At 69.8% G+C, this 25079-nt stretch carries 14 protein-coding genes and 1 tRNA gene; 1 reads left to right on the forward strand and 14 read right to left on the reverse strand.

Annotated features, from left to right (window positions below):
• Positions 1–16: 16 nt before the first annotated feature.
• From DSM26151_RS07950 to DSM26151_RS08000, 11 genes are all read right to left on the reverse strand, one after another.
• Positions 17–643 carry a superoxide dismutase gene (locus DSM26151_RS07950; protein ID WP_234659048.1) on the reverse strand — a complete coding sequence of 209 codons (627 nt, stop codon included), beginning with the start codon at positions 641–643 and terminating at the stop codon, positions 17–19.
• A gap of 127 nt (positions 644–770) precedes the next feature.
• A complete protein-coding gene (whiA, locus tag DSM26151_RS07955) occupies positions 771–1751 on the reverse strand; it encodes a DNA-binding protein WhiA (protein ID WP_234659049.1) in 981 nt (326 codons plus the stop codon).
• Positions 1752–1794: 43 nt separating this feature from the next.
• Entirely contained in the window at positions 1795–2667 is an 873-nt protein-coding gene (gene rapZ / locus DSM26151_RS07960; RefSeq protein WP_234659050.1) for an RNase adapter RapZ, read from the reverse strand.
• A gap of 40 nt (positions 2668–2707) precedes the next feature.
• Positions 2708–4633 carry an excinuclease ABC subunit UvrC gene (gene uvrC, locus DSM26151_RS07965; protein WP_234659051.1) on the reverse strand — a complete coding sequence of 642 codons (1926 nt, stop codon included), beginning with the start codon at positions 4631–4633 and terminating at the stop codon, positions 2708–2710.
• A 2-nt stretch (positions 4634–4635) separates the two neighbouring features.
• Positions 4636–7527 (reverse strand): excinuclease ABC subunit UvrA, encoded by a 2892-nt coding sequence (gene uvrA, locus DSM26151_RS07970; RefSeq protein WP_234659052.1) that lies wholly within the window; start codon positions 7525–7527, stop codon positions 4636–4638.
• 102 nt (positions 7528–7629) lie between these two features.
• On the reverse strand, positions 7630–9690 hold the full coding sequence (gene uvrB / locus DSM26151_RS07975) for an excinuclease ABC subunit UvrB (RefSeq protein WP_234659053.1): 2061 nt from the start codon (positions 9688–9690) through the stop codon (positions 7630–7632).
• Between the two features lie 99 nt (positions 9691–9789).
• Positions 9790–10419, reverse strand: coding sequence for a dephospho-CoA kinase (gene coaE, locus DSM26151_RS07980; RefSeq protein ID WP_234659054.1), 630 nt, complete (start codon positions 10417–10419; stop codon positions 9790–9792).
• 109 nt (positions 10420–10528) lie between these two features.
• Positions 10529–11971, reverse strand: coding sequence for a 30S ribosomal protein S1 (gene rpsA / locus DSM26151_RS07985; RefSeq protein WP_234659055.1), 1443 nt, complete (start codon positions 11969–11971; stop codon positions 10529–10531).
• 140 nt (positions 11972–12111) lie between these two features.
• A complete protein-coding gene (locus tag DSM26151_RS07990; protein WP_234659056.1) occupies positions 12112–13776 on the reverse strand; it encodes a DUF885 domain-containing protein in 1665 nt (554 codons plus the stop codon).
• Between the two features lie 60 nt (positions 13777–13836).
• Positions 13837–16524 carry a DNA polymerase I gene (gene polA / locus DSM26151_RS07995; RefSeq protein ID WP_234659057.1) on the reverse strand — a complete coding sequence of 896 codons (2688 nt, stop codon included), beginning with the start codon at positions 16522–16524 and terminating at the stop codon, positions 13837–13839.
• Between the two features lie 142 nt (positions 16525–16666).
• Positions 16667–17275 (reverse strand): ANTAR domain-containing response regulator, encoded by a 609-nt coding sequence (locus tag DSM26151_RS08000; RefSeq protein ID WP_234659058.1) that lies wholly within the window; start codon positions 17273–17275, stop codon positions 16667–16669.
• Between the two features lie 40 nt (positions 17276–17315).
• Here DSM26151_RS08000 and DSM26151_RS08005 point away from each other — a divergent pair.
• Positions 17316–17398 (forward strand) — tRNA-Leu (locus tag DSM26151_RS08005).
• A 103-nt stretch (positions 17399–17501) separates the two neighbouring features.
• Here the strand turns inward: DSM26151_RS08005 and pyk are convergent.
• The 3 genes from pyk to gltB all read right to left on the reverse strand — a co-directional run bounded on the left by pyk (position 17502) and on the right by gltB (position 24957).
• A complete protein-coding gene (pyk, locus tag DSM26151_RS08010; RefSeq protein ID WP_234659059.1) occupies positions 17502–18917 on the reverse strand; it encodes a pyruvate kinase in 1416 nt (471 codons plus the stop codon).
• A gap of 69 nt (positions 18918–18986) precedes the next feature.
• Positions 18987–20444 (reverse strand): glutamate synthase subunit beta, encoded by a 1458-nt coding sequence (locus tag DSM26151_RS08015; RefSeq protein WP_234659060.1) that lies wholly within the window; start codon positions 20442–20444, stop codon positions 18987–18989.
• On the reverse strand, positions 20437–24957 hold the full coding sequence (gltB, locus tag DSM26151_RS08020; protein ID WP_234661837.1) for a glutamate synthase large subunit: 4521 nt from the start codon (positions 24955–24957) through the stop codon (positions 20437–20439). The genes DSM26151_RS08015 and gltB overlap by 8 nt, the downstream gene beginning before the upstream one ends.
• Positions 24958–25079: the final 122 nt, after the last annotated feature.

Consider the following 25079-nt stretch of genomic DNA (forward strand, 5'->3'; position numbering starts at 1 on the left):
CCGGGGACACCATCCGCTATGACAGTAGCAGCAGGCCCGAAGTGCGCTCCGTGGCCGCCTGGAAGCGCTGCTGGACGTTCGCCCAGTCGACGATGTTCCAGAACGCCTTGACGTAGTCGGCGCGCACATTGCGGTAGTCGAGGTAGTAGGCGTGCTCCCACACGTCGAGCATGAGCAGCGGCACGACGCCCGCAGGCATGTTGGCCTGCTGGTCGAAGAACTGCAGGACGATCAGGCGCTGCCCGATCGAGTCCCACGCGAGCACGGACCAACCGGAACCCTGCACGCCGAGCGCGGTCGCGGTGAAGTGCGCCTGGAACTTCTCGAACGAGCCGAAGTGGTCGGCGATCGCCGCCGCGAGCTCACCGGTGGGCGCGTCGCCGCCGTCCGGAGACATGTTCGTCCAGAAGATCGAGTGGTTGACGTGGCCGCCAAGGTTGAACGCGAGGTCCTTCTCGAGCTTGTTCACGTTCGCCAGGTCGCCGGAGTCGCGCGCCTCGGCGAGCTGCGCGAGCGCCGTGTTCGCACCCGTCACGTAGGCCTGGTGGTGCTTCGAGTGATGCAGCTCCATGATCGTGCCGCTGATCGACGGTTCGAGCGCCGAGTAGTCGTACGGCAGGTCGGGGAGGGTGTAGTCAGCCATTGCTTCTCCTTCTCAGCGGCCGGGTCGACCGGACGTCTGCCCGGCGGACCGCGGCCTGTTCGATCCTATGCCCGTGCGAGGGGCGGATGTCGGGGCTGCATCGGGATCGCCCGGCAGCCCTCGAGGCTCAGACGTCGTCGAGGTCCGCGGGCAGGTTCGCCTCGGTGCCCGGGATCCCGAGCTCCGCGGCCCGTTTGTCGGCCATCGCGAGCAGACGCCGGATGCGCCCCGCCACGGCATCCTTGGTCAGCGGCGGGTCCGCGTGGTGGCCGAGCTCGTCGAGGCTCGCGTCACGGTGCGCGAGCCGCAGGTCGCCGGCGTAGCGGAGGTGATCGGGGATCTCCTCCCCGAGGATCTCCATCGCGCGCTCGACCCTCGCGCACGCCGCGACCGCGGCCTGCGCCGACCGGCGGAGGTTGGCGTCGTCGAAGTTGACGAGGCGGTTCGCCGTCGCGCGGACCTCGCGCCGCTGACGCATCTCCTCCCAGTTGCGCACGGTGTCGCTCGCACCCATGAGCGCGAGCATGGCGCTGATCGCCTCGCCGTCGCGGACGACGACGCGGTGCACGCCCCGCACCTCGCGGGCCTTGGCCGCGACGCCGAGCCGACCGGCGGCGCCGACGAGCGCCATGGCCGTCTCACCGCCGGGGCACGTGATCTCGAGGGCCGCGGAGCGCCCCGGGTCGGTGAGGCTTCCGCGCGCCAGGAACGCGCCGCGCCAGACGGCGGCGACCTCGTCGCGCGACCCGGTCGTGAGCTTGTTCGGGAGCCCGCGGACCGGTCGACGGCGGGCGTCGAGCAGGCCCGTCTGGCGGGCGAGCGTCTCGCCGCCGTCGAGCACGCGCACGAGGTACTGGTTCGTGCGGCGGAGTCCGGACGCACCGATCACCGAGACGTCCGGGCGCACCCCGTACAGTTCGCCGAGGTCGCGGGTCACGCGGCGCGCGATGCCCGGGGCGTCGAGTTCGGCCTCGATCGCGATGCGGCCCGAGATGATGTGGAGTCCACCGGCGAATCGGAGCACGGACGCCAGTTCCGCGGCGCGCACCGAGGTCCTCGTGACCTCGATCTTCGCCAGCTCCTCTTTCACCTCAGCCGTCAGGGCCACGTGGTCGTCCTCTCTGTCGTGCGGTGGCGCTCGACGCGCCGGTTCATTCCCTGCCCAGGTCGCGGTGCTTCACGCTGACCGCGAGGCCGGGGATCGTTCCGAGTCTCGCCGCGAGTTCGCGGACGAGTGCGACCGATCGGTGCTTGCCCCCGGTGCAGCCGATCGCGATCGTCGCGTGTCGCTTGCTCTCGCGCTGGTAGCCGTCGAGCACGGGCCGCAGCGCCGCCAGGTAGGCGTCGAGGAACTCGCCGGCGCCGAGCTGTTCGAGCACGTAGTCGCTCACCCGGGCGTCCTCGCCCGTGAGCGCACGGAGGTCGGGATCCCAGAACGGGTTGGGCAGGAAGCGCGCGTCGGCGACGAGGTCGGCGTCGGGCGGGAGACCGTACTTGAAGCCGAAGCTCTGGACCGTCACCCGGATGCCGGCGCGCCCCTGCTCGGCGAAGGTCTCGGTGACGAGGTTCGCGAGCTGGTGGATGTTCAGGCCGGAGGTGTCGACGAGGATGTCGCTCGACTCGCGGACCGCGGCCAACCGGTTCCGCTCGGCGGCGATGCCGTCGAGCAGGGTGCCGTCCCCCTGCAGCGGATGGGGGCGCCGGACCGAGTCGAAGCGGCGCACGAGCACGGCGTCGTCCGCGTCGAGGAAGACGACGCGCACGTCGACCTTGTCCCTCAGGGACTCGACCATCTGCTGGAGCTCGGAGAAGAACTCGCCGCCGCGGATGTCGACCACGGCCGCGATGCGCGGCAGCGACTCCCCCGCGTGCTGGGCGAGCTCGACGAGTGGCCGGAGCATCTGCGGCGGCAGGTTGTCGACGACGTACCAGCCCAGGTCTTCGAGCGCGTCGGCCGCGGTCGATCGTCCGGCCCCCGACATCCCCGTGACGATGAGCATCTCCTGACGGTCGCCGTCGGTCATGCGTTCGGCGCTCCTTCCTGCAGTCCCCCGAGCGTCCAGCCTAGTCGTCGACCGGTCGGCCCGTTCCCTCCAGGTGCCGCCTGATGGCCGCCGCGAGGGTCGGCCCGACGCCGGGGACCTCGCCGATGGCCGCTTCGTCGGCCTGGCGCAGGCGCGCGACCGATCCGAAGTGCTTGAGCAGGGCCTTCACGCGCGCGGGCCCGAGGCCCGGCACCTCGGAGAGGACCGTGGCGATGTCGCGCTTCCGACGTTGCCGTTGGTGGGTGATGGCGAATCGGTGCGCCTCGTCGCGGATCCGCTGGAACAGGAAGAGGGCATCGCTGTTGCGCGGCAGGATGACCGGGAAGTCGGAGTCCGGGGTCCAGATCTCCTCCAGCCGCTTCGCGATGCCGCAGAGGTACACGCCCTGCACGCCCGCCTCGCGCAGTGCGCGCTCGGCGGCCGCGACCTGCGGTCGTCCGCCGTCGACGACGAGGAGGTTCGGGCGATAGGCGAACTTCGAGCGGCGGGCGGATGACACGACCTCGCCCTCCGCCGTGACGTCGAGGTCCGACGCGGCATCCGCCTCGGCCGGATGCCCGGCCGCCTCGCCCAGGTGGGCGAGACGACGGGTCAGGACCTGGTGGATCGAATCGGTGTCGTCGCTCGAGCTCGGAATCGTGAAGCGCCGGTACTCGTCCTTCCGAGGGAGGCCGTCTTCGAAGACCACCATCGAGGCGACGATGTTCGTGCCGCTGAGGTGCGACACGTCGAAGCACTCGATGCGCAGGGGCGCGTCGGCCATGCCGAGCGACTCCTGGATGTCTTCCAGCGCGCGCGATCGCGCGGTGAAGTCGGCGCTCCGGCGCGTCTTGTACAGCATGAGCGTCTGCCGTGCGTTCTGGGTGGCGGTCTCGAGCAGCGCGGCCTTGTCGCCGCGCCTGGCCGCTCGGAGGCGCACCTTCCGGCCTCCGCGGTCGGCGAGCCACCCCTCGAGCGCCTCCGCGTCGTCCGGCAGCGCCGGGACGACGACCTCGGCCGGCGGGCGGAGGTCTGCACCGTACGCGTGCTGGACGACCGAGTCGACGAGGTCGCCGAGGGTCATGTCGAGCTCGGTGTCGACGGTCCAGGAGTGCACGCCGCGGACCCGCCCGCCGCGGACCGTGAACAGGTGCACGGCGGCCGCCAGTTCGTCGTGGTCGATGCCGAACACGTCGACGTCGACATGCTCGCGCAGCACGACCGCGCTCTTCTCGAAGAAGGACTCGGCGGCCTGGAGTTCGTCGCGGCGGCGAGCTGCGGTCTCGTAGTCCTGCACGGCGGCGGCCGCGCGCATCTGCTGCTCGAGGACGGTCACGATCCGTCGGTCCTGGTTCTGCATGAACGCGACGAACCGCGCCACGTTCGCACGGTGCTCCTCGACCGTGACGGCGCCGGAGCAGGGACCGAAGCAGCGGCCGATCTGGCCTGCGAAGCAGGGCTTGCCGGACTGCATGGCGCGCTTGTAGTCGGAATCCTTGCAGGTGCGGATGGGGAACAGCTTCAACAGCAGGTCGAGCGTCTCGTTGACCGCCCAGACCTTCGGATACGGACCGAAGTACTTGGCCCCGGGGATCCCGCGCCGCCGGGTGACGATGGCGCGCGGGGCCTCGTCGGCGAGGGTGACCGCCAGGTACGGGTAGGACTTGTCGTCGCGGTACTTGACGTTGAACGGCGGGTCGAACTCCTTGATCCAGGTGTACTCGAGCTGGAGGGCCTCGATGTCGTTGCCGACGACGGTCCATTCGACGGATGCGGCGGTCGTGACCATCCGCCGTGTGCGCTCGTGCAGGGTGTGCAGCGGTGCGAAGTAGTTCGACAGGCGCGCCCGGAGGCTCTTCGCCTTGCCGACGTACAGCACCCGATGGTCCGCATCGCGGAACCGGTAGACGCCGGGATCCGTCGGGATCTCGCCCGGGCGCGGCCGATAGGCAACCGTCGCCGCCATGCTCACCCGGCCGCGGCGGCCGGCAGCGCGGCCGCGTCGAAGATCTCGCGCAGGAACGTGCCCGTGTGGCTCTCGTGGATGCGGGCCACCTCTTCGGGAGTGCCCGTGGCGACGACCTGCCCGCCCCCGGAGCCGCCCTCGGGGCCGAGGTCGACGATCCAGTCGGCGGACTTGATCACGTCGAGGCTGTGTTCGATCACGATGACCGTGTTGCCCTTGTCGACGAGCTTGCCGAGCACCTTGAGGAGCTTCCGGACGTCCTCGAAGTGGAGTCCGGTGGTCGGTTCGTCGAGCACGTAGATGCTGCGCCCGTTCGATCGACGCTGGAGTTCGGTCGCGAGCTTGACCCGCTGCGCCTCGCCGCCCGAGAGGGTCGTCGCGCTCTGGCCGAGCTGGACGTACCCCAGGCCGACGTCGACCAGTGTCTTCAGGTACCGGTGGATCGCCGAGATGGGTTCGAAGAACTCGGCCGCCTCGCTGATCGGCATCTCGAGCACCTCGGCGATGTTCTTGCCCTTGTAGTGCACCTGAAGCGTCTCGCGGTTGTACCGCTGACCGCCGCAGACCTCGCACGCCACGTAGACGTCGGGGAGGAAGTTCATCTCGATCTTGATCGTGCCGTCACCGGAGCAGGCCTCGCAGCGGCCGCCCTTGACGTTGAAGCTGAATCGACCGGGGAGGTAGCCGCGGGCCTTCGCCTCGGCCGTCTCGGAGAAGAGCGTTCGGATCCGGTCGAACACCCCGGTGTAGGTCGCCGGGTTGGAGCGCGGTGTGCGCCCGATGGGCGCCTGGTCGACGTGGACCACCTTGTCGAGGTGGTCGAGGCCCGTCACGCGGCGGTGCTTGCCCGGCACCTTGCGCGCCCCGTTGAGCTTGTTCGCGAGCACCCGGTAGAGGATGTCGTTGACGAGCGAGGACTTGCCCGACCCGCTCACGCCGGTCACCGCGGTCAACGTGCCGAGCGGGAAGGCGACGTCGACGCCCCGCAGGTTGTTGGCCTGCGCGCCTTCGACGCGGACCATGCGATCGGGGTCGATCGGTCGGCGCGACGTCGGGATCGCGATCTCCTTGCGACCCGCGAGGTAGTCGCCGGTCAGCGACGCGGTGTTGTTCATGAGGTCGACGTAGCTGCCGCTGTGCACGACGGTGCCGCCGTGGACGCCCGCACCTGGGCCGATGTCGACGATCCAGTCGGCGGTCCGGATCGTGTCCTCGTCGTGTTCGACGACGATGAGCGTGTTGCCGAGGTCGCGCAGCGCGACGAGCGTGTCGATGAGACGCCGGTTGTCGCGCTGGTGGAGTCCGATGCTCGGCTCGTCGAGGACGTAGAGGACGCCCGTGAGCCCCGACCCGATCTGCGTCGCGAGGCGGATCCGCTGCGCCTCGCCCCCGGAGAGGGTCCCGGCCGCGCGCGCCAGGTCGAGGTAGCTGAGGCCGACCCGGATCAGGAAGTCCAGCCGCAGCTTGATCTCGCGCAGGACCTGCGCGCCGATCGCCTGCTCGCGGTCGGTCAGCTCGAGGCGGTCCATGAAGGCGCGGGCATCGTGCAGGCTCAGCCGGCAGACGTCGGCGATCGACGCGTCGTGGACGAGCACCGCGAGCACCTCGGGCTTGAGCCGGTCGCCGCGGCACACCGGGCACGGGACCTCGCGGAGGTACTCCGCCCAGCGGGCCCGCTGGACGTCGGTCTCGGCCTGCAGGTACTGCCGCTCGATGTACGGCACGACGCCCTCGAAGCCCGACGTGTAGCTCATCTCGCGCCCGTACCGGTTGCGCCAGCGCACCCGGACCTCGAAGTTGTCGCCGCGCAGCACCGCGCTGCGGACGGACTCGTCGAGGTCTTCCCACGCCGTGTCGAGCGAGAACCCGAGGTCGCGCGCGAGGCCGTCGAGCAGTTTCTCGTAGTAGTTGTAGAGGCTCTTGCCCTGGGAGGTCCACGGCAGGATGACGCCCTCGGCGATGCTGAGCGAGGGGTCCCCGAGCAGCAGGTCCTCGTCGACCGACATCCGCGTTCCGAGACCCGAGCACTGCGGGCACGCCCCGAACGGCGCGTTGAACGAGAAGGTGCGCGGCTCGACCTCGGTCAGCGCGATGGGGTGCTGGTTCGGGCAGCTGAGCTTCTCGGAGAAGGTCTGCCACGCCGCGTCGCCCTCGAGGTCGACGTAGTTGATCTGGGCGAGACCGTCGGTGAGCCTGAGCGCGGTCTCGAGCGAGTCCGTGAGCCGCCCGAGGATGTCATCGGATGCCACGAGCCGGTCGATCACCACCGAGATGTCGTGCTTGACCTGCTTCTTGAGCTTCGGCGGCTCGTCGAGCCGGATCAGTTCGCCGTCGACGACCGCTCGCGAGTACCCCTGACCCGAGAGCTCGCGGAACAGGTCGACGAACTCGCCCTTCTTCTTCGACACGACCGGGCTCAGCACCTGGAAGCGGGTGCCGGCCTCGAGCTCCATGAGCCGGTCGGCGATCTGCTGCACGGTCTGGCGCTGGATCTTCTCACCGCACTCGGGGCAGTGCGGCACGCCGATGCGAGCCCAGAGGAGCCGCATGTAGTCGTAGATCTCGGTGATCGTGCCGACGGTCGAGCGCGGGTTGCGGTTGGTCGACTTCTGGTCGATCGACACGGCCGGGCTCAACCCCTCGATGAAGTCGACGTCGGGGCGATCGACCTGGCCGAGGAACTGCCGCGCGTAGGCCGACAGCGACTCGACGTACCGACGCTGCCCCTCGGCGAAGATCGTGTCGAACGCGAGCGAGGACTTGCCCGAGCCGGACAGGCCGGTGAAGACCACCATGGCGTCGCGAGGGATCTCGACGTCGACGTTGCGCAGGTTGTGGACGCGTGCCCCGCGGACACTCAGGCGCGAATGGGCATCGAGACGTGAAACTGGCACCCTCCGAGTCTACGAACCACCTCCGACACTGCCGGCTCGCACACGAGCGCTCTCAGCGAACACACGTTCGAAGACCGGCCGGATCGCAGGTGCGGGCTCCGCTCAGCCGAGGTGACCGGCCTTCTCCATCTGGCGTAGTTCGCGCTTGAGCTCGGAAACCTCGTCGCGCAGTCGTGCCGCGAGCTCGAACTTCAGCTCGCCCGCAGCCTCGAGCATCTGCTCGTTGAGGTCGCGGATCAGCTCCTCGAGGTCGTTCGCACCGGATGCCGCGATGCCCTCGCGCCGCGGGACCGGAGAACCGGCCTTGACGTCGCGGCCGGCGAGGAGGGCGGCCGTATCGGCCTCCTCGCGCGCCAGGACCTCGGTGATGTCGGCGATCCGCTTGCGCAACGGGGCCGGGTCGATGCCGTTCACACGGTTGTACTCGACCTGCTTCTCGCGCCGTCGCGTCGTCTCGTCGATCGCCGACCGCATGGAGTCGGTCATGACGTCGGCGTACATGTGCACCTGACCCGAGACGTTGCGCGCGGCACGGCCGATCGTCTGGATGAGCGAGGTCGACGAGCGCAGGAACCCCTCCTTGTCGGCGTCGAGGATGGCGACGAGCGAGACCTCGGGGAGGTCGAGCCCCTCGCGCAGCAGGTTGATGCCGACCAGGACGTCGTAGACACCGGCACGCAGCTCGGTCAGCAGTTCGACGCGGCGGAGCGTGTCGACGTCGGAGTGGAGGTACCGCACCCGGACCCCGGCCTCGGTGAGGAAGTCGGTGAGCTCCTCCGCCATCCGCTTGGTCAGGGTCGTCACGAGCACGCGCTCGTCGCGCTCCGCGCGCAGTCGGATCTCCTCGAGCAGGTCGTCGATCTGGCCCTTCGTCGGCTTGACCACGATCTCGGGGTCGACGAGACCGGTCGGGCGGATGATCTGCTCGACGATGCCGTCGGCGATGCCGAGTTCGTACTTGCCGGGCGTCGCCGACAGGTACACGGTCTGCCCGACGCGATCCTTGAACTCGTCGAACTTCAGGGGCCGGTTGTCGAGCGCGCTGGGCAACCGGAACCCGTGGTCGACGAGCGTGCGCTTGCGGGACGCGTCGCCCTCGTACATGGCGCCGATCTGCGGCACCGTGACGTGGGACTCGTCGATCACGACGAGGAAGTCGTCCGGGAAGTAGTCGAGCAGGCAGTGCGGCGCCTCGCCCGCTGCGCGACCGTCGATGTGTCGCGAGTAGTTCTCGATGCCCGAGCAGAACCCGATCTGCTCCATCATCTCGAGGTCGAACGTCGTCCGCATCCGCAGTCGCTGCGCCTCGAGCAGCTTGCCCTCGCGCTCGAGTTCCTGAAGCCGTTCGTCGAGCTCGTCGCGGATCGTGCCGATCGCGCGCTGCATGACATCGACGCTCGCGACATAGTGCGACGCCGGGAACACCGGGACCGCGTCGAGCTTCGCGATCACCGAACCGGTCAGGGGGTGGAGGCTGTGCAGCGACTCGATCTCGTCGCCGAACATCTCGATGCGGATCGCGTGCTCCTCGTAGACCGGGATGATCTCGATCGTGTCGCCGCGAACCCGGAACGTGCCTCGCGAGAACGCCACGTCGTTGCGGGAGTACTGCATCGACACGAACTTCCGGATCAGCCAGTCGCGGTCCACGCGCTGGCCGACCTGGAGCGGCATCATCGCATTCAGGTACTCCTCGGGAGTGCCGAGGCCGTAGATGCACGACACCGTCGAGACCACGACGACGTCTCGCCTGCTGAGGAGCGAGTTGGTCGTCGAATGCCGGAGCCGCTCGACCTCGGCGTTGATCGACGAGTCTTTCTCGATGAAGGTGTCGGTCTGCGGGACGTACGCCTCGGGCTGGTAGTAGTCGTAGTACGAGACGAAGTACTCGACCGCGTTGTGCGGCATGAGCTCGCGGAACTCGTTCGCGAGCTGCGCCGCGAGGGTCTTGTTGTGGGCGAGCACGAGCGTCGGACGCTGCACCTGCTCGACGAGCCACGCCGTCGTCGCCGACTTGCCCGTCCCGGTCGCACCGAGCAGCACCACGTCGGTCTCACCCGCGTTGATGCGCGCGGCGAGGTCGGCGATCGCCTGCGGCTGATCGCCGCTCGGCGAGTACTCGCTGACGACCTCGAACGGGCGCACGGAACGCGTCGACTGCATGCACGCAAGTCTAGGTTCCACCGCCGACACCGCGGCCGGGTGCGATGTCGACGCCGGGTCCGGCGCAGGCGGTACCGGGGTGCGCGCGCCGCGGCCGCGTCATCCGCTCGGCTGCGCCCGCTTCGCCCGCCGCGCGCGATCGACGTCCACCCACAGCGCGTCCGCCTGGCTCATGGTGTGGGCGATGGTCCCGCCCGTGTCGATGACCACGTCCGCGACCGCGCGCCGCTCCTCGTCGCCGATCTGCGCGTCGACGCGCGCCTCGGCGTGGATGGGGTCGAGGCCGCGCTCCTCGACGAGGCGCGAGACCTGGGCGCGCTTGGGCGCGCTCGTGACGACAACGAGGTCGAACGGATGGTCCACCTGCGCCTCGACGAGCAGCGGAACGTCGTACACCACGACGGCGTCGGGGTCCTCGGCATCCGCTTCGGCGATCAGGCGACCCGAGAGTTCGCGGACCGCCGGGTGCACGATGGCGTTCAGCCGTGCGCGCGCATCCTCGTCGTGGAAGACGAGGTCGCCGAGGCGCTGTCGGTCGAGCGTGCCGTCGGCACGGAGCATGCCTTCGCCGAACTCGGCGGCGATCGCCCGCAGGCACGCGCTTCCCGGTTCGACGACGCGACGCGCGAGCTGGTCGGCGTCGAGATGGATGGCGCCGTGCTCGACGAGCCTGCGCGCGACGGTGGACTTGCCCGACGCGATGCCGCCGGTGAGGCCGATCAGATACACATCGACAGCCTATTGCGTCGCCGGGCGCCGATGCCGCCCGGAACGCCGGAAGGCCGGCCCCAGCGGGACCGGCCTTCCGTTGTTCGAGCAGCCTGCGGCTGCTCGGCGATCAGTTGCTCGAGAGCTTCTCGCGCAGCGCCGCGAGCGACGCGTCGTCGGCGAGGGTGCCGGACCCGGCCGAGTCGCTCGAGAACGACGAACCCGTGAACGAGTCGTCTTCCGCCTGGGCCGCGATCGTGGCCGCGACCTGCTTCTTGTGCGCCTCCCAGCGAGCCTGCGCGGCAGCGTACTCCTGCTCCCACGCCTCGCGCGCGGACTCGAAGCCCTCGCGCCACTCGTTGGTCTCCGGGTCGAAGCCCTCCGGGTACTTGTAGTTGCCCTGCTCGTCGTACTCGGTGAGCATGCCGTAGAGCGCCGGGTCGAACTCGGTGCCCTCGGGGTCGACGCCGTCGTTCGCCTGCTTGAGCGACAGCGAGATGCGACGACGCTCGAGGTCGATGTCGATGACCTTGACGAAGACCTCTTCGCCCACCGAGACGACCTGCTCGGCCAGCTCGACGTGGCGACCCGACAGCTCCGAGATGTGCACGAGGCCCTCGATGCCGTCTGCGACGCGGACGAACGCACCGAACGGCACCAGCTTGGTGACCTTGCCCGGGGTGACCTGGCCGATCGCGTGCGTGCGCGCGAAGACCTGCCACGGGTCCTCCTGCGTCGCCTTGAGCGACAGCGAGACGCGCTCGCGGTCGAGCTCGACGGAGAGCACCTCGACGGTGACCTCCTGGCCGACCTCGACGACCTCGGACGCGTGCTCGATGTGCTTCCAGGAGAGCTCCGAGACGTGGACGAGACCGTCGACGCCACCGAGGTCGACGAACGCACCGAAGTTGACGATCGACGAGATGACGCCCTTGCGGATCTGGCCCGGGTGGAGGTTCTGGAGGAAGGTCGAACGCGACTCCGACTGGGTCTGCTCGAGGAGGGCACGGCGCGACAGGACCACGTTGTTGCGGTTCTTGTCGAGTTCGAGGATCTTGGCCTCGAGCTCCTGGCCGAGGTACGGCGTGAGGTCGCGGACGCGGCGGAGCTCGATGAGCGATGCGGGCAGGAAGCCGCGCAGGCCGATGTCGACGATGAGGCCGCCCTTGACGACCTCGATGACCTGGCCGGTGACGACGCCGTCGTTCTCCTTGATCTTCTCCACGTCGCCCCAAGCGCGCTCGTACTGCGCGCGCTTCTTGGACAGGATCAGACGGCCTTCCTTGTCCTCCTTCTGGAGAACGAGGGCCTCGACGGTGTCGCCGACCTCGACGACCTCGCTGGGGTCGACGTCGTGCTTGATGGAGAGTTCGCGCGAGGGGATGACGCCCTCGGTCTTGTAGCCGACGTCGAGGAGGACCTCGTCGCGGTCGATCTTCACGACGGTGCCCTCGATGAGGTCGCCGTCGTTGAAGAACTTGAGGGTCTTCTCGACCGCGGCGAGGAAGTCGTCAGCAGAACCGATGTCGTTGATCGCGACCTGCTTGGGTGCCTTGGTCGTTACGGTGGTCATGTAGTGGATGCTCCGAATGGACAATATCGGGCCCGACGCGGTGAGTGTTTCTTGGATTGGTCCGCGACGGGCAGGCGGACAGGATTGTCACACGAGTGACGCTCCATCGTAGCGGGATGCGGGAGCCCCCGGCAACCCGGTCAGCAACCCATCGCCGAGCGCAGCGTGTCGAGCCCCACCCCGCCCAGCCCGAGCGCCCGCGAGTGGAACGAGCGGATGTCGAAGCCGGCGCCCTCGCGCCGGCGCACCTCGTCGCGCAGCTGCTCCCAGATCCGCTGGCCCACCTTGTACGACGGCGCCTGCCCCGGCCAGCCGAGGTAGCGGTGCACCTCGAACCGCACGAACTCCGCGGGCATGTTCACGTTCCGGCCGAGGAACTCGAACGCGTACTCCCCCGTCCAGGTGCCCGCGCCGTCGGGGCGCGGCTTGCCCAGGTGCACGCCGAGGTCGAGCACGACGCGCGCCGCGCGCAGGCGCTGGCCGTCGAGCATCCCGAGCCGGTCGGCGGGGTCGTCGAGGTAGCCGAGTTCCTCCATGAGCCGCTCGGCGTAGAGGGCCCAGCCTTCGGCGTGGCCCGACGTGCCGGCGAGCTGTCGTCGCCACGTGTTGAGCGTGCCGCGGTTCACGACCGCCTGCCCGATCTGCAGGTGGTGCCCCGGAACGCCCTCGTGGTACACCGTCGTCTTCTCGCGCCACGTGTCGAACTCGGTGACCCCCTCCGGCACCGACCACCACATCCGGCCCGGCCGCGAGAAGTCGTCGCTCGGACCCGTGTAGTAGATCCCGCCCTCCTGGGTCGGCGCGATGAGGCATTCGAGCGTGCGGATCTCCTCCGGGATGTCGAACTGGGTGGCGCCCAACTCGGCCACCGCCAGGTCACTGGTCTCCTGCATCCATGCGCGAAGGGCGTCCGTGCCACGGAGCTTGCGCGACGGGTCGCGTTCGAGGTGCGCGACCGCCTCCTCCACGCTCGCTCCCGGAAGGATCTCGTTCGCGATCGACTGCTGCTCGGCGACCATGCGCGCGAGTTCCTCGAGTCCCCACTCGTACGTCTCGTCGAGGTCGACGACCGCGCCCAGGAAGCGCCTGGAGGCCAGCGCGTAGCGCTCCCGTCCGACCGCGTCCTCCGGGCCCGCCGCAGGCGCGAGCTCGCCGTCGAGGAACTCCGCGAGCCGTGCGTACGCGGATGCCGCGGCCGCCGCGCCGTCGTCGAGGTCACGTCGGAGCGCGTCTCCAGCCGTGCCCTCGGCACCAGCTGCGAACGAGGCGAAGAAGCCGTCCGCTCGAGCCTGGCGGCGCGCCTGCTCGGCGACCTCGCGGACCTGCCGGATCGCGGGAACGGTGCCGGCACGGATGCCCGCGCGGAGCGTGGCGAGGTAGCCGTCGATCGCGTCCGGGACGCCCCGGAGGCGCGTCGCGATGCGAGCCCACGCCTCCTCGTCGCCCGTCGGCATGAGATCGAACACCTCCCGGATCTCCTGCGGCGGGCTCGCGATGACGTTGAGGTCGCGCAGGTGGAGATCCGCAGCATCCGATTCGAGCGCCAGCTCCAGCTCGCTCCCGAGGTCGTCGACCGTGATCTCGTCGACGTCGTCGGCGGCCACCGCACTGCGGAGCTCCGCGAGCGTCGCCCGCGTCGCCGCGACGCGGGCCGCATGGCCCTCGGGTGAGAAGTCCGGAAGCCGGTGGTCCTGGTCCGTTCGCCCGAGATGCGTGCCGAGCGTCGGCTGCAGTTCGACGATGGTGTCGACCCAGGCTTCGGCGATGCGGTCGACGTCGGTCGGGGTGCGATCTGCGATGGTCATGCGTTCCTCTTCCATTCCCGGACGAGCGGATGCCGCGGCAGCACGCCACGGCATCGTCGCTCAGTGCGCGGCATCCTCCCAGTCACGACCACGCCCGACCTGGACGTCGAGCGGGACGAGCAGCTCTGCGGCATGCGACATCCGGTCGTGGACGACGGCCTCGAGCTCGTCGCCCTCGTCGCCCGCGACCTCGAAGATGAGCTCGTCGTGCACCTGCATGAGCATGCGCGAGCGCAGGCCGCGCTCCCGCAGTTCGCGCTCCACTCCGATCATCGCGAACTTCATGATGTCGGCGGCCGATCCCTGGATCGGCGCGTTGAGCGCCGCGCGCTCGGCGTTCTCGCGCAGCACGCGGTTCGGGCTGTTCAGGTCGGGGAACGGCCGGCGGCGGCCGAAGATCGTCTCCGTGTACCCGTCGAGCTTGGCCTGCGCGACGACCCCGCGGAGGTAGTCGCGGACCGCGCCGAACCGCTCGAAGTAGTCCTTCATGAGCTTGGTCGCCTCGGCCCGGTCGATGCGCAACTGCTTGGACAGGCCGAACGCGCTGAGTCCGTAGGCCAGGCCGTACGACATGGCCTTGACCTTGGTCCGCATGAGGGGCGTGACCTCCCCCGGATCGACGTCGAAGATGCGCGCACCGACGAACCGGTGCAGGTCTTCGCCGGAGTGGAACGCCTCGATGAGGCCGGGGTCCTCGGACAGGTGCGCCATGATGCGCATCTCGATCTGCGAGTAGTCGGCCGTCAGCAGCTCGCCGAACTCGGCGCCGTGGGTGAACGCGGCACGGATGCGCCGCCCCTCCTCGGTCCGGACCGGGATGTTCTGCAGGTTCGGGTCCGTCGAGGAGATGCGTCCCGTCGTCGTGCCGACTTGGACGTAGCTCGTGTGCACTCGCCCGTCGGATTGGATCGACTTGTCGAGCGTCTCGACGATCTGACGGAGCTTCGTCGCATCGCGGTGCTCGAGCAGGAGTCCGAGGAACGGGTGGGGATTGGTCTCCTGGAGGTCGGCGAGGGCGCCCGCATCGGTCGAGTAGCCGGTCTTCGTGGCGCGCGTCTTCGGCATGCCGAGCTGGTCGAAGAGCACCTCCTGGAGCTGCTTGGGCGAGCCGAGGTTCACCTCTCGCCCGATCTCGGCGTACGCCGACGCGGCGAGCCCTGCGGCCCGCTCCCCCAGTTGGGCAGAGAGGGCTGCGAGTCGCTCATGATCGACCGTGACCCCGCGCAGTTCCATCTCGGCGAGCACGCCGACGATCGGGATCTCGATGTCCGCGAGCACGCGACGCGACCCCTCCGACAGCGCGGCGAGCAGCACCGGCGCGACGCGGAGCGAGTACCAGGCGAACTCCGGCGCGCCGGCCGTGCCGTCAGCGTCCGGGACGAGCTGCGACGGATCGGCCATCGGGACATCCTCGCCGAGGTATCGCGAGACGAGGTCGACCAGGTCCTTCTCCTGGAGGCTCGGCCGCACGAGCCACCCGGCGATGAGCGTATCGACCTCGAGGCCGGAGAAGTCGAGGCCGGATCGACGCATCGCCTTGAGCTGGGGCTTCGCGTCGGTCATGACCTTGGGCGCCTCGCTCGCGAGCCAGGCCTCGAACGGCGCGAGGGCCTCGTCGCCGGCCGCCCACTCGAGTCGCACGCTCTCGGTCGTGCTCGCGACCCCGGCGCCGATGACCCGCCCGTCGAGGACCTCGATGCTGAGCCCGAGTCCGGCCGGCTCCGCGGCGGTCGCGCGGGCGAGCCATTCCGCGAGCGCCTCGCCGCGCAGCGACTGCGGCACCGGCGCGACCACGGTCGGCTCGGTCTCGGCCGACAGGGCCGCCGTGCCGTCCGAGGTCAGCCCGTTCGCCTCGGTGGCCATCTTGGTGACCCGCTCGAGCAGGGTCTTGAACTCGAGCCGGTCGAAGATCTCGCGCACGGCCGCCTCATCCATGGGCTGCGCGGCCAGGTCGGGAAGCTCGACCTCGAGCTCAAGATCGCGGACGAGCCGATTGAGCCGTCGGTTGCGGACCGCGTTCTCGCGCTCGCGACGCAGGTTCTCGCCCACGACGCCCTTGATCTCGTCGATGTGCTCGAGGATGCCGTCCAGGCTGCCGTACAGGCCCAGCCACTTCACCGCGGTCTTCTCGCCGACCTTCGTGATGCCGGGCAGGTTGTCGCTCGTCTCGCCGACGAGGGCCGCGATCTCGGGGTACTGCTCGGGGCGGACGCCGTACTTCTCGATGACGGCGTCCGTGTCGTAGCGCTTGAGCTGCGACACGCCCTGCACGTTCGGGTACAGCAGCGTGATGTCGTCGTCGACGAGCTGGATCGTGTCGCGATCGCCCGAGACCACCAGCACGTCGAACCCGTCGGCGGCGCCGCGGGTCGCGAGCGTCGCGAGGATGTCATCGGCCTCGAAGTCGGGCTTGGTCAGCACCGTGATGCGCATCGCCCGCAGCGCCTCCTGCAGGAGCGGGATCTGGCCCTTGAACTCGGGCGGGGTCGCGCTGCGGTTCGCCTTGTACTCGGCGTACTCGCGGGTCCGGAAGGACTCGCGCGACGTGTCGAACGCGACGGCGAGGTGCGTCGGGCGCTCGTTCCGCAGCAGCATCAGCAGCATCGACAGGAAGCCGTGGATGGCGTTCGTGTGCTGGCCGTCGCGGGTGCTGAAGCTGTCGACCGGGAGCGCATAGAAGGCGCGGTAGGCCAGCGAGTGGCCGTCGACGACGAGCAGGGTGGGCTTCACGGGGGTGGGGTCCGGCACCCGACAAGACTACAAGCGGGCACCGACACCGCCCGTCGCGCCCGGGGCCGCCATCGCTCGCCCCCGAAGACGACGGATGCCGCGACGAACCGGGTCGTCGCGGCATCCGTCATCGGGCTCGTCGCCCGGCGGGAACAGGGGGTCAGGACTTCTTCGGAGCGAGCTGCTCGATGATCGCCTGGGAGACGTCGCGCATCGTCAGCCGACGGTCCATCGAGGCCTTCTGGATCCAGCGGAACGCATCGGGCTCGGACAGCCCCATCTTCTCGTTCAGCAGGCCCTTCGCACGGTCCACGAGCTTGCGGGTCTCGAAGCGCTCGACGAGGTCGCCGACCTCGGCCTCGAGCGCGATGATCTGCGCGTGGCGGGCGAGCGCGATCTCGATCGCGGGGAGCAGGTCGTTGGGGGTGAACGGCTTGACCACGTAGGCGAGCGCGCCGGCTTCGCTGGCGCGCTCGACGAGTTCCTTCTGGCTGAACGCGGTCAGGAGCACGACCGGGGCGATGTGCCCCTTGGAGAGTCGCTCCGCTGCCGAGATGCCGTCGAGCTGGGGCATCTTCACGTCCATGATGACCAGGTCGGGGCGCAGCTCGGTCGCGAGCTGCACCGCCGTCTCGCCGTCGCCGGCCTCGCCGACCACCTCGAAGCCGTTGTCGCGCAGGGTCTCGACGATGTCGAGGCGGATGAGCGACTCGTCCTCCGCGACGACGACGCGTCGCGGTGCCGGCTGGGTGTCTTCGGTGTCTGTCACGCAGAAGAGCCTACGGTATTCTTCTGCCTTGGGCCGTCAGGCCGGTGTGGCGGAATGGCAGACGCGGAGCACTCAAAATGCTTTGCCCGAAAGGGCGTGTGGGTTCGACCCCCACCACCGGCACCGAGGGGAACGGGCGCAGCGGCATCCGCCCCGCACGCCGAAATCCCACGATGCGGACGCCGAAGGGCCCGGCCGCCGCAGCGACCGGGCCCTTCGTGTCGGATCAGAGCACCTCGCCCACGATGTGCACGCGCACGTCGTTGGTGGTGCCGGGGATGCCGGGAGGCGAACCCGAGATGATGACGACCTTCTCGCCCGGAGCGGCCTTGCCCGTCTTCTCGAGCACGTCGTCGACCTGGCCGACCATCTGGTCGGTGTGGGTCACCCGCTCCACGACGAACGACTCGACGCCCCAGTAGAGCGCCATACGGCGCCGGATCGCCGGGTCCGGCGTGAACGCCAGGATCGGGATGACGCTGCGGATGCGCGCCATCCGTCGCACCGACTCGCCCGTCTCGGTGAACACGCACAGGTACTTCGCCTCGACGAAGTCCGCGACCTCGACCGCGGCGAGCGTGATCGCGCCCGACTGCGTGCGCGGCTTGGTGCCGAGCGGGTCGATGCGGTCCAGGCCGTGCTTCTCGGTCGACTCGACGATCCGCGCCATCGTCTGGACGGTCTGCACCGGGTACTCGCCCACGCTCGTCTCGCCCGAGAGCATGACCGCGTCCGCGCCGTCGAGGATCGCGTTCGCGACATCCGAGGTCTCGGCGCGCGTCGGCACCGGCGCGTGCGTCATCGACTCGAGCATCTGCGTCGCGACGATGACCGGCTTGGCGAGTCGCCGTGCGATCTCGACCGCGCGCTTCTGCACGATCGGCACCGCCTCGAGGGGGAGCTCGACGCCGAGGTCGCCGCGGGCGACCATGATGCCGTCGAAGGCCTCGATGATCTCCTCGAGCGCATCGACCGCCTGCGGCTTCTCGATCTTCGCGATGACGGGGAGCCTGCGTCCCTCCTCGGCCATGATCTCGTGCACGCGCTCGATGTCGGAGGCGTTGCGCACGAACGAGAGTGCGATGACATCCGCTCCGAGCTGGATCGCCCAGCGCAGGTCGGCCTCGTCCTTCTCGGAGAGTGCCGGAACGTTGACCGCGACACCGGGAAGGTTGATGCCCTTGTTGTTCGACACCGGGCCCGCGACGACGACCCTGGTCGTGACCACGGTGCCATCGGACTCGACGACCTCGACGCGGACCTTGCCGTCGTCGATGAGGAGGAAGTCGCCGGGCCGGACGTCCTGCGGCAGGCCCTTGAACGTCGTGCCGACGAGCTCCTTCGTGCCGGCCACGTCCTCGGTGGTGATCTTGAAGACGTCGCCCTCGGCGAGTTCGTGCGGGCCGTCGGCGAACTTGCCGAGGCGGATCTTCGGCCCCTGCAGGTCGACGAGCACCGCCACGGCCTTGCCGGAGTCGTTCGCGGCCTTCCGCACGTTCTGATAGACGCCCTCGTGGACGTCGTAGCTGCCGTGGCTGAGGTTCATCCGCGCCACGTTCACGCCCGCATCGACGATCGCGCGGATCTGCTCATAGCTCGATGTCGCCGGCCCGAGGGTGGCGACGATCTTCGCTCTTCTCATGTGTTCTGTGCTCCAGGGGTTACGCGCCGAGGCGCTGGATCAGATTCGACGGGCGCCGACCGGCGCCGGTCACACGGCGAAGGCTCGCGCCGTCGCAGGGATCGGGCTCGGCAGCTGCGTCGCACCTTCAAGGTACCGGTCGACGGATGCCGCCGCAGCGCGCCCTTCGGCGATCGCCCACACGATGAGCGACTGCCCGCGACCGGCGTCGCCGGCGATGAACACGCCCGGCTCCTCGGTCGCGTAGTCGGCGCCGCGCGCGAGATTGCCGCGCTCGGTCGCCACGAGTCCGAGCTGCTCCGAGGCAGCCTCGGTCTCGGGCCCGGTGAAGCCGAGCGCGAGCAGCACGAGATCCGCGGGGATCTCGCGCTCCGTTCCCGCCTTCGGAACCCGGCGTCCGTCGAGGTACTCGGTCTCCGCGACGCGGATCGCCCGGACCTCGCCCGCGTCGTTCGAGAGGAACTCGACCGTCGAGGCGAGGTACTGCCGCTGACCGCCCTCCTCGTGGGCGCTCTGCACCTCGAACAGCGTCGGGTGCATCGGCCACGGCTGATCGGACGAACGCGCGGTGCCCGGCTGCTTGCCGATCGCGAGGTTCGTCACCGACAGGGCTCCCTGCCGGTGCGCGGTGCCGATGCAGTCCGCACCCGTGTCACCACCGCCGAGGACGACGACGTGCTTGCCCTCCGCGCTGATCTGGTCGAACACGTCGTCGCCGGCGACCGCCCGGTTCGACTGCACCAGGTAGTCCATCGCGAAGTGCACGCCGGGGAGGTCGCGACCCGGGATCGGCAGGTCCCGCGGCACGATCGCGCCGGTCGCCACGACGACCGCGTCGAATCGGCGACGCAGTTCGTCCCACGACAGGTCGACGCCGATCTCGACCCCGGCACGGAACCTCGTGCCCTCGGCGGTCATCTGCGCCAGGCGCTGCTCGAGGTGGCGCTTCTCCATCTTGAAGTCCGGGATCCCGTACCGGAGCAGGCCGCCGATGCGGTCGTCGCGCTCGTAGACCGCGACCGTGTGGCCGGCGCGCGTGAGCTGCTGCGCCGCCGCGAGACCCGCGGGGCCCGACCCGACGACCGCGACCGTCTTGCCCGTGAGGCGCCCGGGAGGCTGGGGCTGGACCCAGCCGCTCCCGAACGCCTGGTCGATGATCGAGACCTCGACCTGCTTGATCGTCACCGCCGGCTGGTTGATGCCGAGCACGCACGAGGACTCGCACGGCGCGGGGCACAGGCGACCGGTGAACTCCGGGAAGTTGTTCGTGGCGTGCAGCCGCTCGATCGCGGCACGGCCCTCGCCCCGCCACATCAGGTCGTTCCACTCGGGGATCAGGTTGCCCAGCGGGCACCCCTGGTGGCAGAACGGCACGCCGCAGTCCATGCAGCGCCCCGCCTGGCGCCGCAGCTGAGCGGAATCGCCCGGCTCGTACACCTCTTTCCAGTCCATGATCCGCACCGGCACGGGGCGACGCTTCGGAAGCTCCCGCTCGGTGACCTTCAGAAAGCCCTTCGGGTCAGCCACCCGTCACCTCCAGAATTCTCGACCACACCACGTCGCCGTCGGGGTCGAGGCCCTCGTCGACGGCGGACTGGCGGGTGCGGAGCACCGCGGCGTAGTCGCGCGGAAGCACCTTGGTGAAGCGGGCGAACGCGGCATCCCCGTCGACGAGGAGGGCCGCGGCGACCGCGGAATCGGTGTGCTCGACATGCTGTTCGAGCAGGTCGCGGACGATCTCGTGATCGGCGCTGCCGAGCTCGTGGAGCTCGATCTCGCCGGACGCGAGCGCCTCGCGATTGACCTTCGCCTCGGCGAGGTCGAGCACGTACGCCGTCCCGCCGGACATCCCGGCGCCGAGGTTGCGCCCGGTCGCGCCGAGGATGAGTGCGAGCCCGCCGGTCATGTACTCGAGCGCGTGGTCGCCGACGCCCTCCACGACCGCGGTCGCGCCCGAGTTCCGGACGAGGAAGCGCTCACCGACGATGCCGCGGATGAACATGCTCCCCTGCGTCGCGCCGTACCCGATGACGTTGCCGGCGATGACGTTGCGCTCGGCGGCGAAGCCGGCCTCCCGCGAGGGCCGGACGATGATCTGGCCCCCCGAGAGCCCCTTGCCGACGTAGTCGTTGGAGTCGCCCTCGAGGCGCAGGCGGATGCCGCTCGGCAGGAACGCACCGAACGACTGCCCCGCGCTGCCGGTCAGCGTCACGTCGATCGACCCCGCGGGCAGTCCCTGGGCGCCGTGGCGAAGGGTCACGTGGTGGCCGAGCATCGTGCCGACGGCGCGCTCGGTGTTCTTCACCGGCAGCTCGACCTCGACCCGGCCGCCGTCCGCGAGGACCTCCGACGCGCGGCGGATCAGTTCGTTGTCGAAGTGCGACTCGAGCTCGTGGTCCTGGGCGCGCGAGTTGCGGCGCGCCTCCGACTCGGAGAAGTCGGGGCCGACGAGCACGGGCGTGAGGTCGAGGCCGGAGGCCTTCCAGTGCTGGAGCGCCCGATCGACATCGAGCAGCTCGCGTCGGCCGATGATCTCGTCGAGCGTGCGGTACCCGAGCTCGGCGAGGTACTCGCGGACCTCCTGGGCGATGAACTCGAAGAAGTTCACGACGAACTCCGGCTTGCCCGTGAACCGCTTGCGCAGTTCCGGGTTCTGGGTCGCCACGCCGACCGGGCACGTGTCGAGGTGGCAGACGCGCATCATGACGCAGCCCTCGACGACGAGCGGTGCCGTCGCGAAGCCGAACTCCTCGGCACCGAGCAGCGCCCCGATGACGACGTCCCGTCCGGTCTTGAGCTGGCCGTCGACCTGCACCACGACCCGGTCGCGCATGCCGTTCAGCATGAGGGTCTGCTGCGTCTCGGCGAGACCGAGCTCCCACGGCGTTCCGGCGTGCTTGAGCGAGTTGAGCGGGCTTGCGCCCGTGCCGCCGTCGTGTCCCGAGACGAGGATCACGTCGGCGAGGGCCTTCGCGGTGCCGGCCGCGACCGCGCCGATGCCCGACTGGCTCACCAGCTTGACGTGGATCCGCGCACCCGGGTTGGCGCGCTTGAGGTCGAAGATGAGCTGCTTGAGGTCTTCGATCGAGTAGATGTCGTGGTGCGGGGGCGGCGAGATCAGCCCGACGCCGGCCGTCGCGTGACGGGTCCGCGCGACCCAGGGGTAGACCTTCGTCGGCGGCAGCTGGCCGCCCTCACCGGGCTTGGCGCCCTGCGCGAGCTTGATCTGGATGTCGTCGGCGTGCGTGAGGTACATGCTCGTCACGCCGAACCGTCCGGACGCGACCTGCTTGATCGCGCTGCGCCGCTCCGGGTCGAGCAGGCGGTCGAGGTCTTCGCCGCCCTCACCGGTGTTCGACTTCGCTCCGAGGCGGTTCATCGCGATCGCGAGGGTCTCGTGCGCCTCCTTCGAGATCGAGCCGTAGCTCATCGCGCCCGTCGAGAACCGCTTCACGATCGACTCGACCGACTCGACCTCCTCGATCGGGACCGGCCTCCGCATGCCCGTGCGGAGCGCGAACATGCCGCGCAGCGTCATGAGCTCCTCGGCCTGCGAGTCCACGAGCGAGGTGTACTCGCGGAACACGTCGTAGCGACGGTTGCGCGTGGAGTGCTGGAGCCGGAAGACCGTCTCGGGGTTGAACAGGTGCGGCGAGCCGTCGCGACGCCACTGGTACTCGCCGCCGGTCTGCAGCCGTTCATGCGCCCGCACCGCGGCATCCGCCGGGTAGGCCACCTCGTGCCGCGAGCGGTTCTCGTCGGCGATCACCTCGAGCCCGACGCCGCCGAGCTTCGAGGTCGTCCCGGTGAAGTACTCGTCGATGAACCCCTGCGCGAGCCCGACCGCCTCGAACGCCTGCGCGCCGGCGTAGGACGCGATCGTCGAGATGCCCATCTTCGACATGATCTTCAGCACGCCCTTGCCGAGCGCGGAGATGACGTTGCGCACCGCCGACTCGGGCGTCACGCCCGTGAGGACGCCGGAGCGCACGAGATCCTCGCACGTCTCCATCGCCAGGTAGGGGTTGACGGCCGACGCGCCGTACCCGACCAGGAGCGCCACGTGGTGCACCTCGCGGACGTCGCCGGCCTCGACGACCAGGCCGACCTTCATGCGCGTCTCGGAGCGGATCAGGTGGTGGTGCACCGCCGAGAGCATCAGCAGCGACGGGATCGGAGCGAGGTCCTTGGTGGTGTCGCGGTCGCTCAGCACGATGAAGGACGCGCCCTCGGCGATCGCCTCGTCGACCTCGCCGCAGAGCTCCTCGATGCGTGCCCTCAGACCCTCGGAGCCCTCGTCGACGCGGTACAGCCCCCGCAGCGTGCGGGTTGCCCGGTCGCCGTTCGGCGCGGTCATGTGCACGATCTTCGCGAGCTGGTCGTTGTCGATCACCGGGAAGTCGAGCGAGACCTGGCGGGCGTGCTCGGGGCCGGCCGCGAGCAGGTTCCGCTCGGGGCCGAGGGAGGTCGCCAGCGACGTGACGACCTGTTCTCGGATCGAGTCGAGCGGCGGGTTGGTGACCTGCGCGAACTGCTGCGTGAAGTAGTCGAAGAGCAGGCGTGGGCGCTGCGAGAGCACCGCGACCGGCGTGTCGGAGCCCATCGCCCCGAGGGGCTCCTGCCCGGTGCGCGCCATCGGCGCGAGGAGGATCTTGACCTCCTCCTCGGTGTAGCCGAAGGTCCGCTGCCGGCGGTTGACGGATGCCGGCGGGTGCACGATGTGCTCGCGCTCCGGCAGGTCCGAGAGCCTGATCCGGCTCTCGTCGAGCCAGTCGCCCCAGGGCGCGGATGCCGCGAGCTCGGACTTGATCTCGTCGTCCTCGATGAGCCGGCCCGCCTCGGTGTCGACGAGGAACATGCGCCCGGGCTGCAGGCGGCCCTTGCGCACGACCCGGCGCTGCGGCAGGTCGATGACGCCGATCTCGCTCGCGAGGACGACCAGGCCGTCATCGGTCACGAGGTACCGGCCCGGGCGCAGCCCGTTGCGGTCGAGCGTCGCGCCGACGAGCGAGCCGTCGGTGAAGGTGATCGCCGCGGGGCCGTCCCAGGGCTCCATGAGCATCGAGTGGTAGTCGTAGAAGGCGCGGCGCGCGGGGTCGATCTCGGCCTGCTTCTCCCACGCCTCGGGGACCATCATCATGACGGCGTGCGGCAGGCTGCGGCCCGCGAGCGTGAGCAGTTCCACGACCTCGTCGAAGGATGCCGAGTCGCTCGCGCCGGGCGTGACGACCGGCATGAGCGGGTCGAGGTCGCCGAGCAGCTCCGACTCGAGCTGCGACTGCCGGGCGCGCATCCAGTTGCGATTGCCCTGCACCGTGTTGATCTCGCCGTTGTGGGCGATCATGCGGAACGGCTGCGCGAGCGGCCACGACGGGAACGTGTTGGTGGAGTACCGCGAGTGCACGATGGCGAGCTTGGATGCGAACCGCTCGTCCGAGAGGTCGGGGTAGAACGGCTCGAGCTGGAGCGTCGTGACCATTCCCTTGTAGACGAGGGTTCGAGCCGAGAGCGACGCGAAGTACAGCTCGAGCTCGCGCTCGGCGCGCTTGCGCAGGCGGAAGGTGAGCCGGTCGAGCGCGATGCCCGAGATCGGCGCCCCCTCGGGCTCCGCGCTCGCGCGGACGAAGAGCTGCTGGATGGCGGGCATCGCCGCGCGGGCGAGCGTGCCGAGTTCGCCGGGGCGGACCGGAACCTCGCGCCAGCCGATGACGTCCAGGCCCTCCTGGCTCGCGATGCGCTGCAGGTCCTGCTTGACCCGGCTCCGCGCGGTCGGATCGACCGGGAGGAACGCGTTGCCGACGGCGTAGGCGCCGGCCTGCGGGAGCGGGAAGTCGACGACCGCGCGCAGGAACGCGTCGGGGACCTGCGTGTTGATGCCCGCACCGTCGCCCGTGCCGGCGTCGGAGCCGACCGCGCCGCGGTGCTCGAGGTTGCGCAGCGCGTCGAGCGCGGCCGTGATGATGTCGTGGCCTGCGGTTCCGCGGAGGGTGGCGACCATCGCGAGGCCGCATGCGTCCTTCTCGTCGGCGGGGTCGTACATGCCCTGGGCGGGCGGTACGAGTCCAAACCTGGCGTGGGGTGGGGGAAGCGACACGTTGGACCGTCCTCGGTATCTCGATGGCAACGGGGACGACGTCGGCCCACGATGGAGGATTCGCGGCG

The organism is Agromyces marinus, assembly GCF_021442325.1.
In the GTDB taxonomy this organism is placed as follows: domain Bacteria; phylum Actinomycetota; class Actinomycetes; order Actinomycetales; family Microbacteriaceae; genus Agromyces; species Agromyces marinus.

Excerpts from the sequence above, each read along its gene's own strand:
- DSM26151_RS07950 (WP_234659048.1), bottom strand. The coding sequence starts at position 643 with ATGGCTGACTACACCCTCCCCGACCTGCCGTACGACTACTCGGCGCTC.
- rapZ (WP_234659050.1), bottom strand. The coding sequence starts at position 2,667 with ATGACCGACGGCGACCGTCAGGAGATGCTCATCGTCACGGGGATGTCG.
- uvrC (WP_234659051.1), bottom strand. The coding sequence starts at position 4,633 with ATGGCGGCGACGGTTGCCTATCGGCCGCGCCCGGGCGAGATCCCGACG.
- uvrB (WP_234659053.1), bottom strand. The coding sequence starts at position 9,690 with ATGCAGTCGACGCGTTCCGTGCGCCCGTTCGAGGTCGTCAGCGAGTAC.
- rpsA (WP_234659055.1), bottom strand. The coding sequence starts at position 11,971 with ATGACCACCGTAACGACCAAGGCACCCAAGCAGGTCGCGATCAACGAC.
- DSM26151_RS07990 (WP_234659056.1), bottom strand. The coding sequence starts at position 13,776 with ATGACCATCGCAGATCGCACCCCGACCGACGTCGACCGCATCGCCGAA.
- pyk (WP_234659059.1), bottom strand. The coding sequence starts at position 18,917 with ATGAGAAGAGCGAAGATCGTCGCCACCCTCGGGCCGGCGACATCGAGC.
- gltB (WP_234661837.1), bottom strand. The coding sequence starts at position 24,957 with ATGTACGACCCCGCCGACGAGAAGGACGCATGCGGCCTCGCGATGGTC.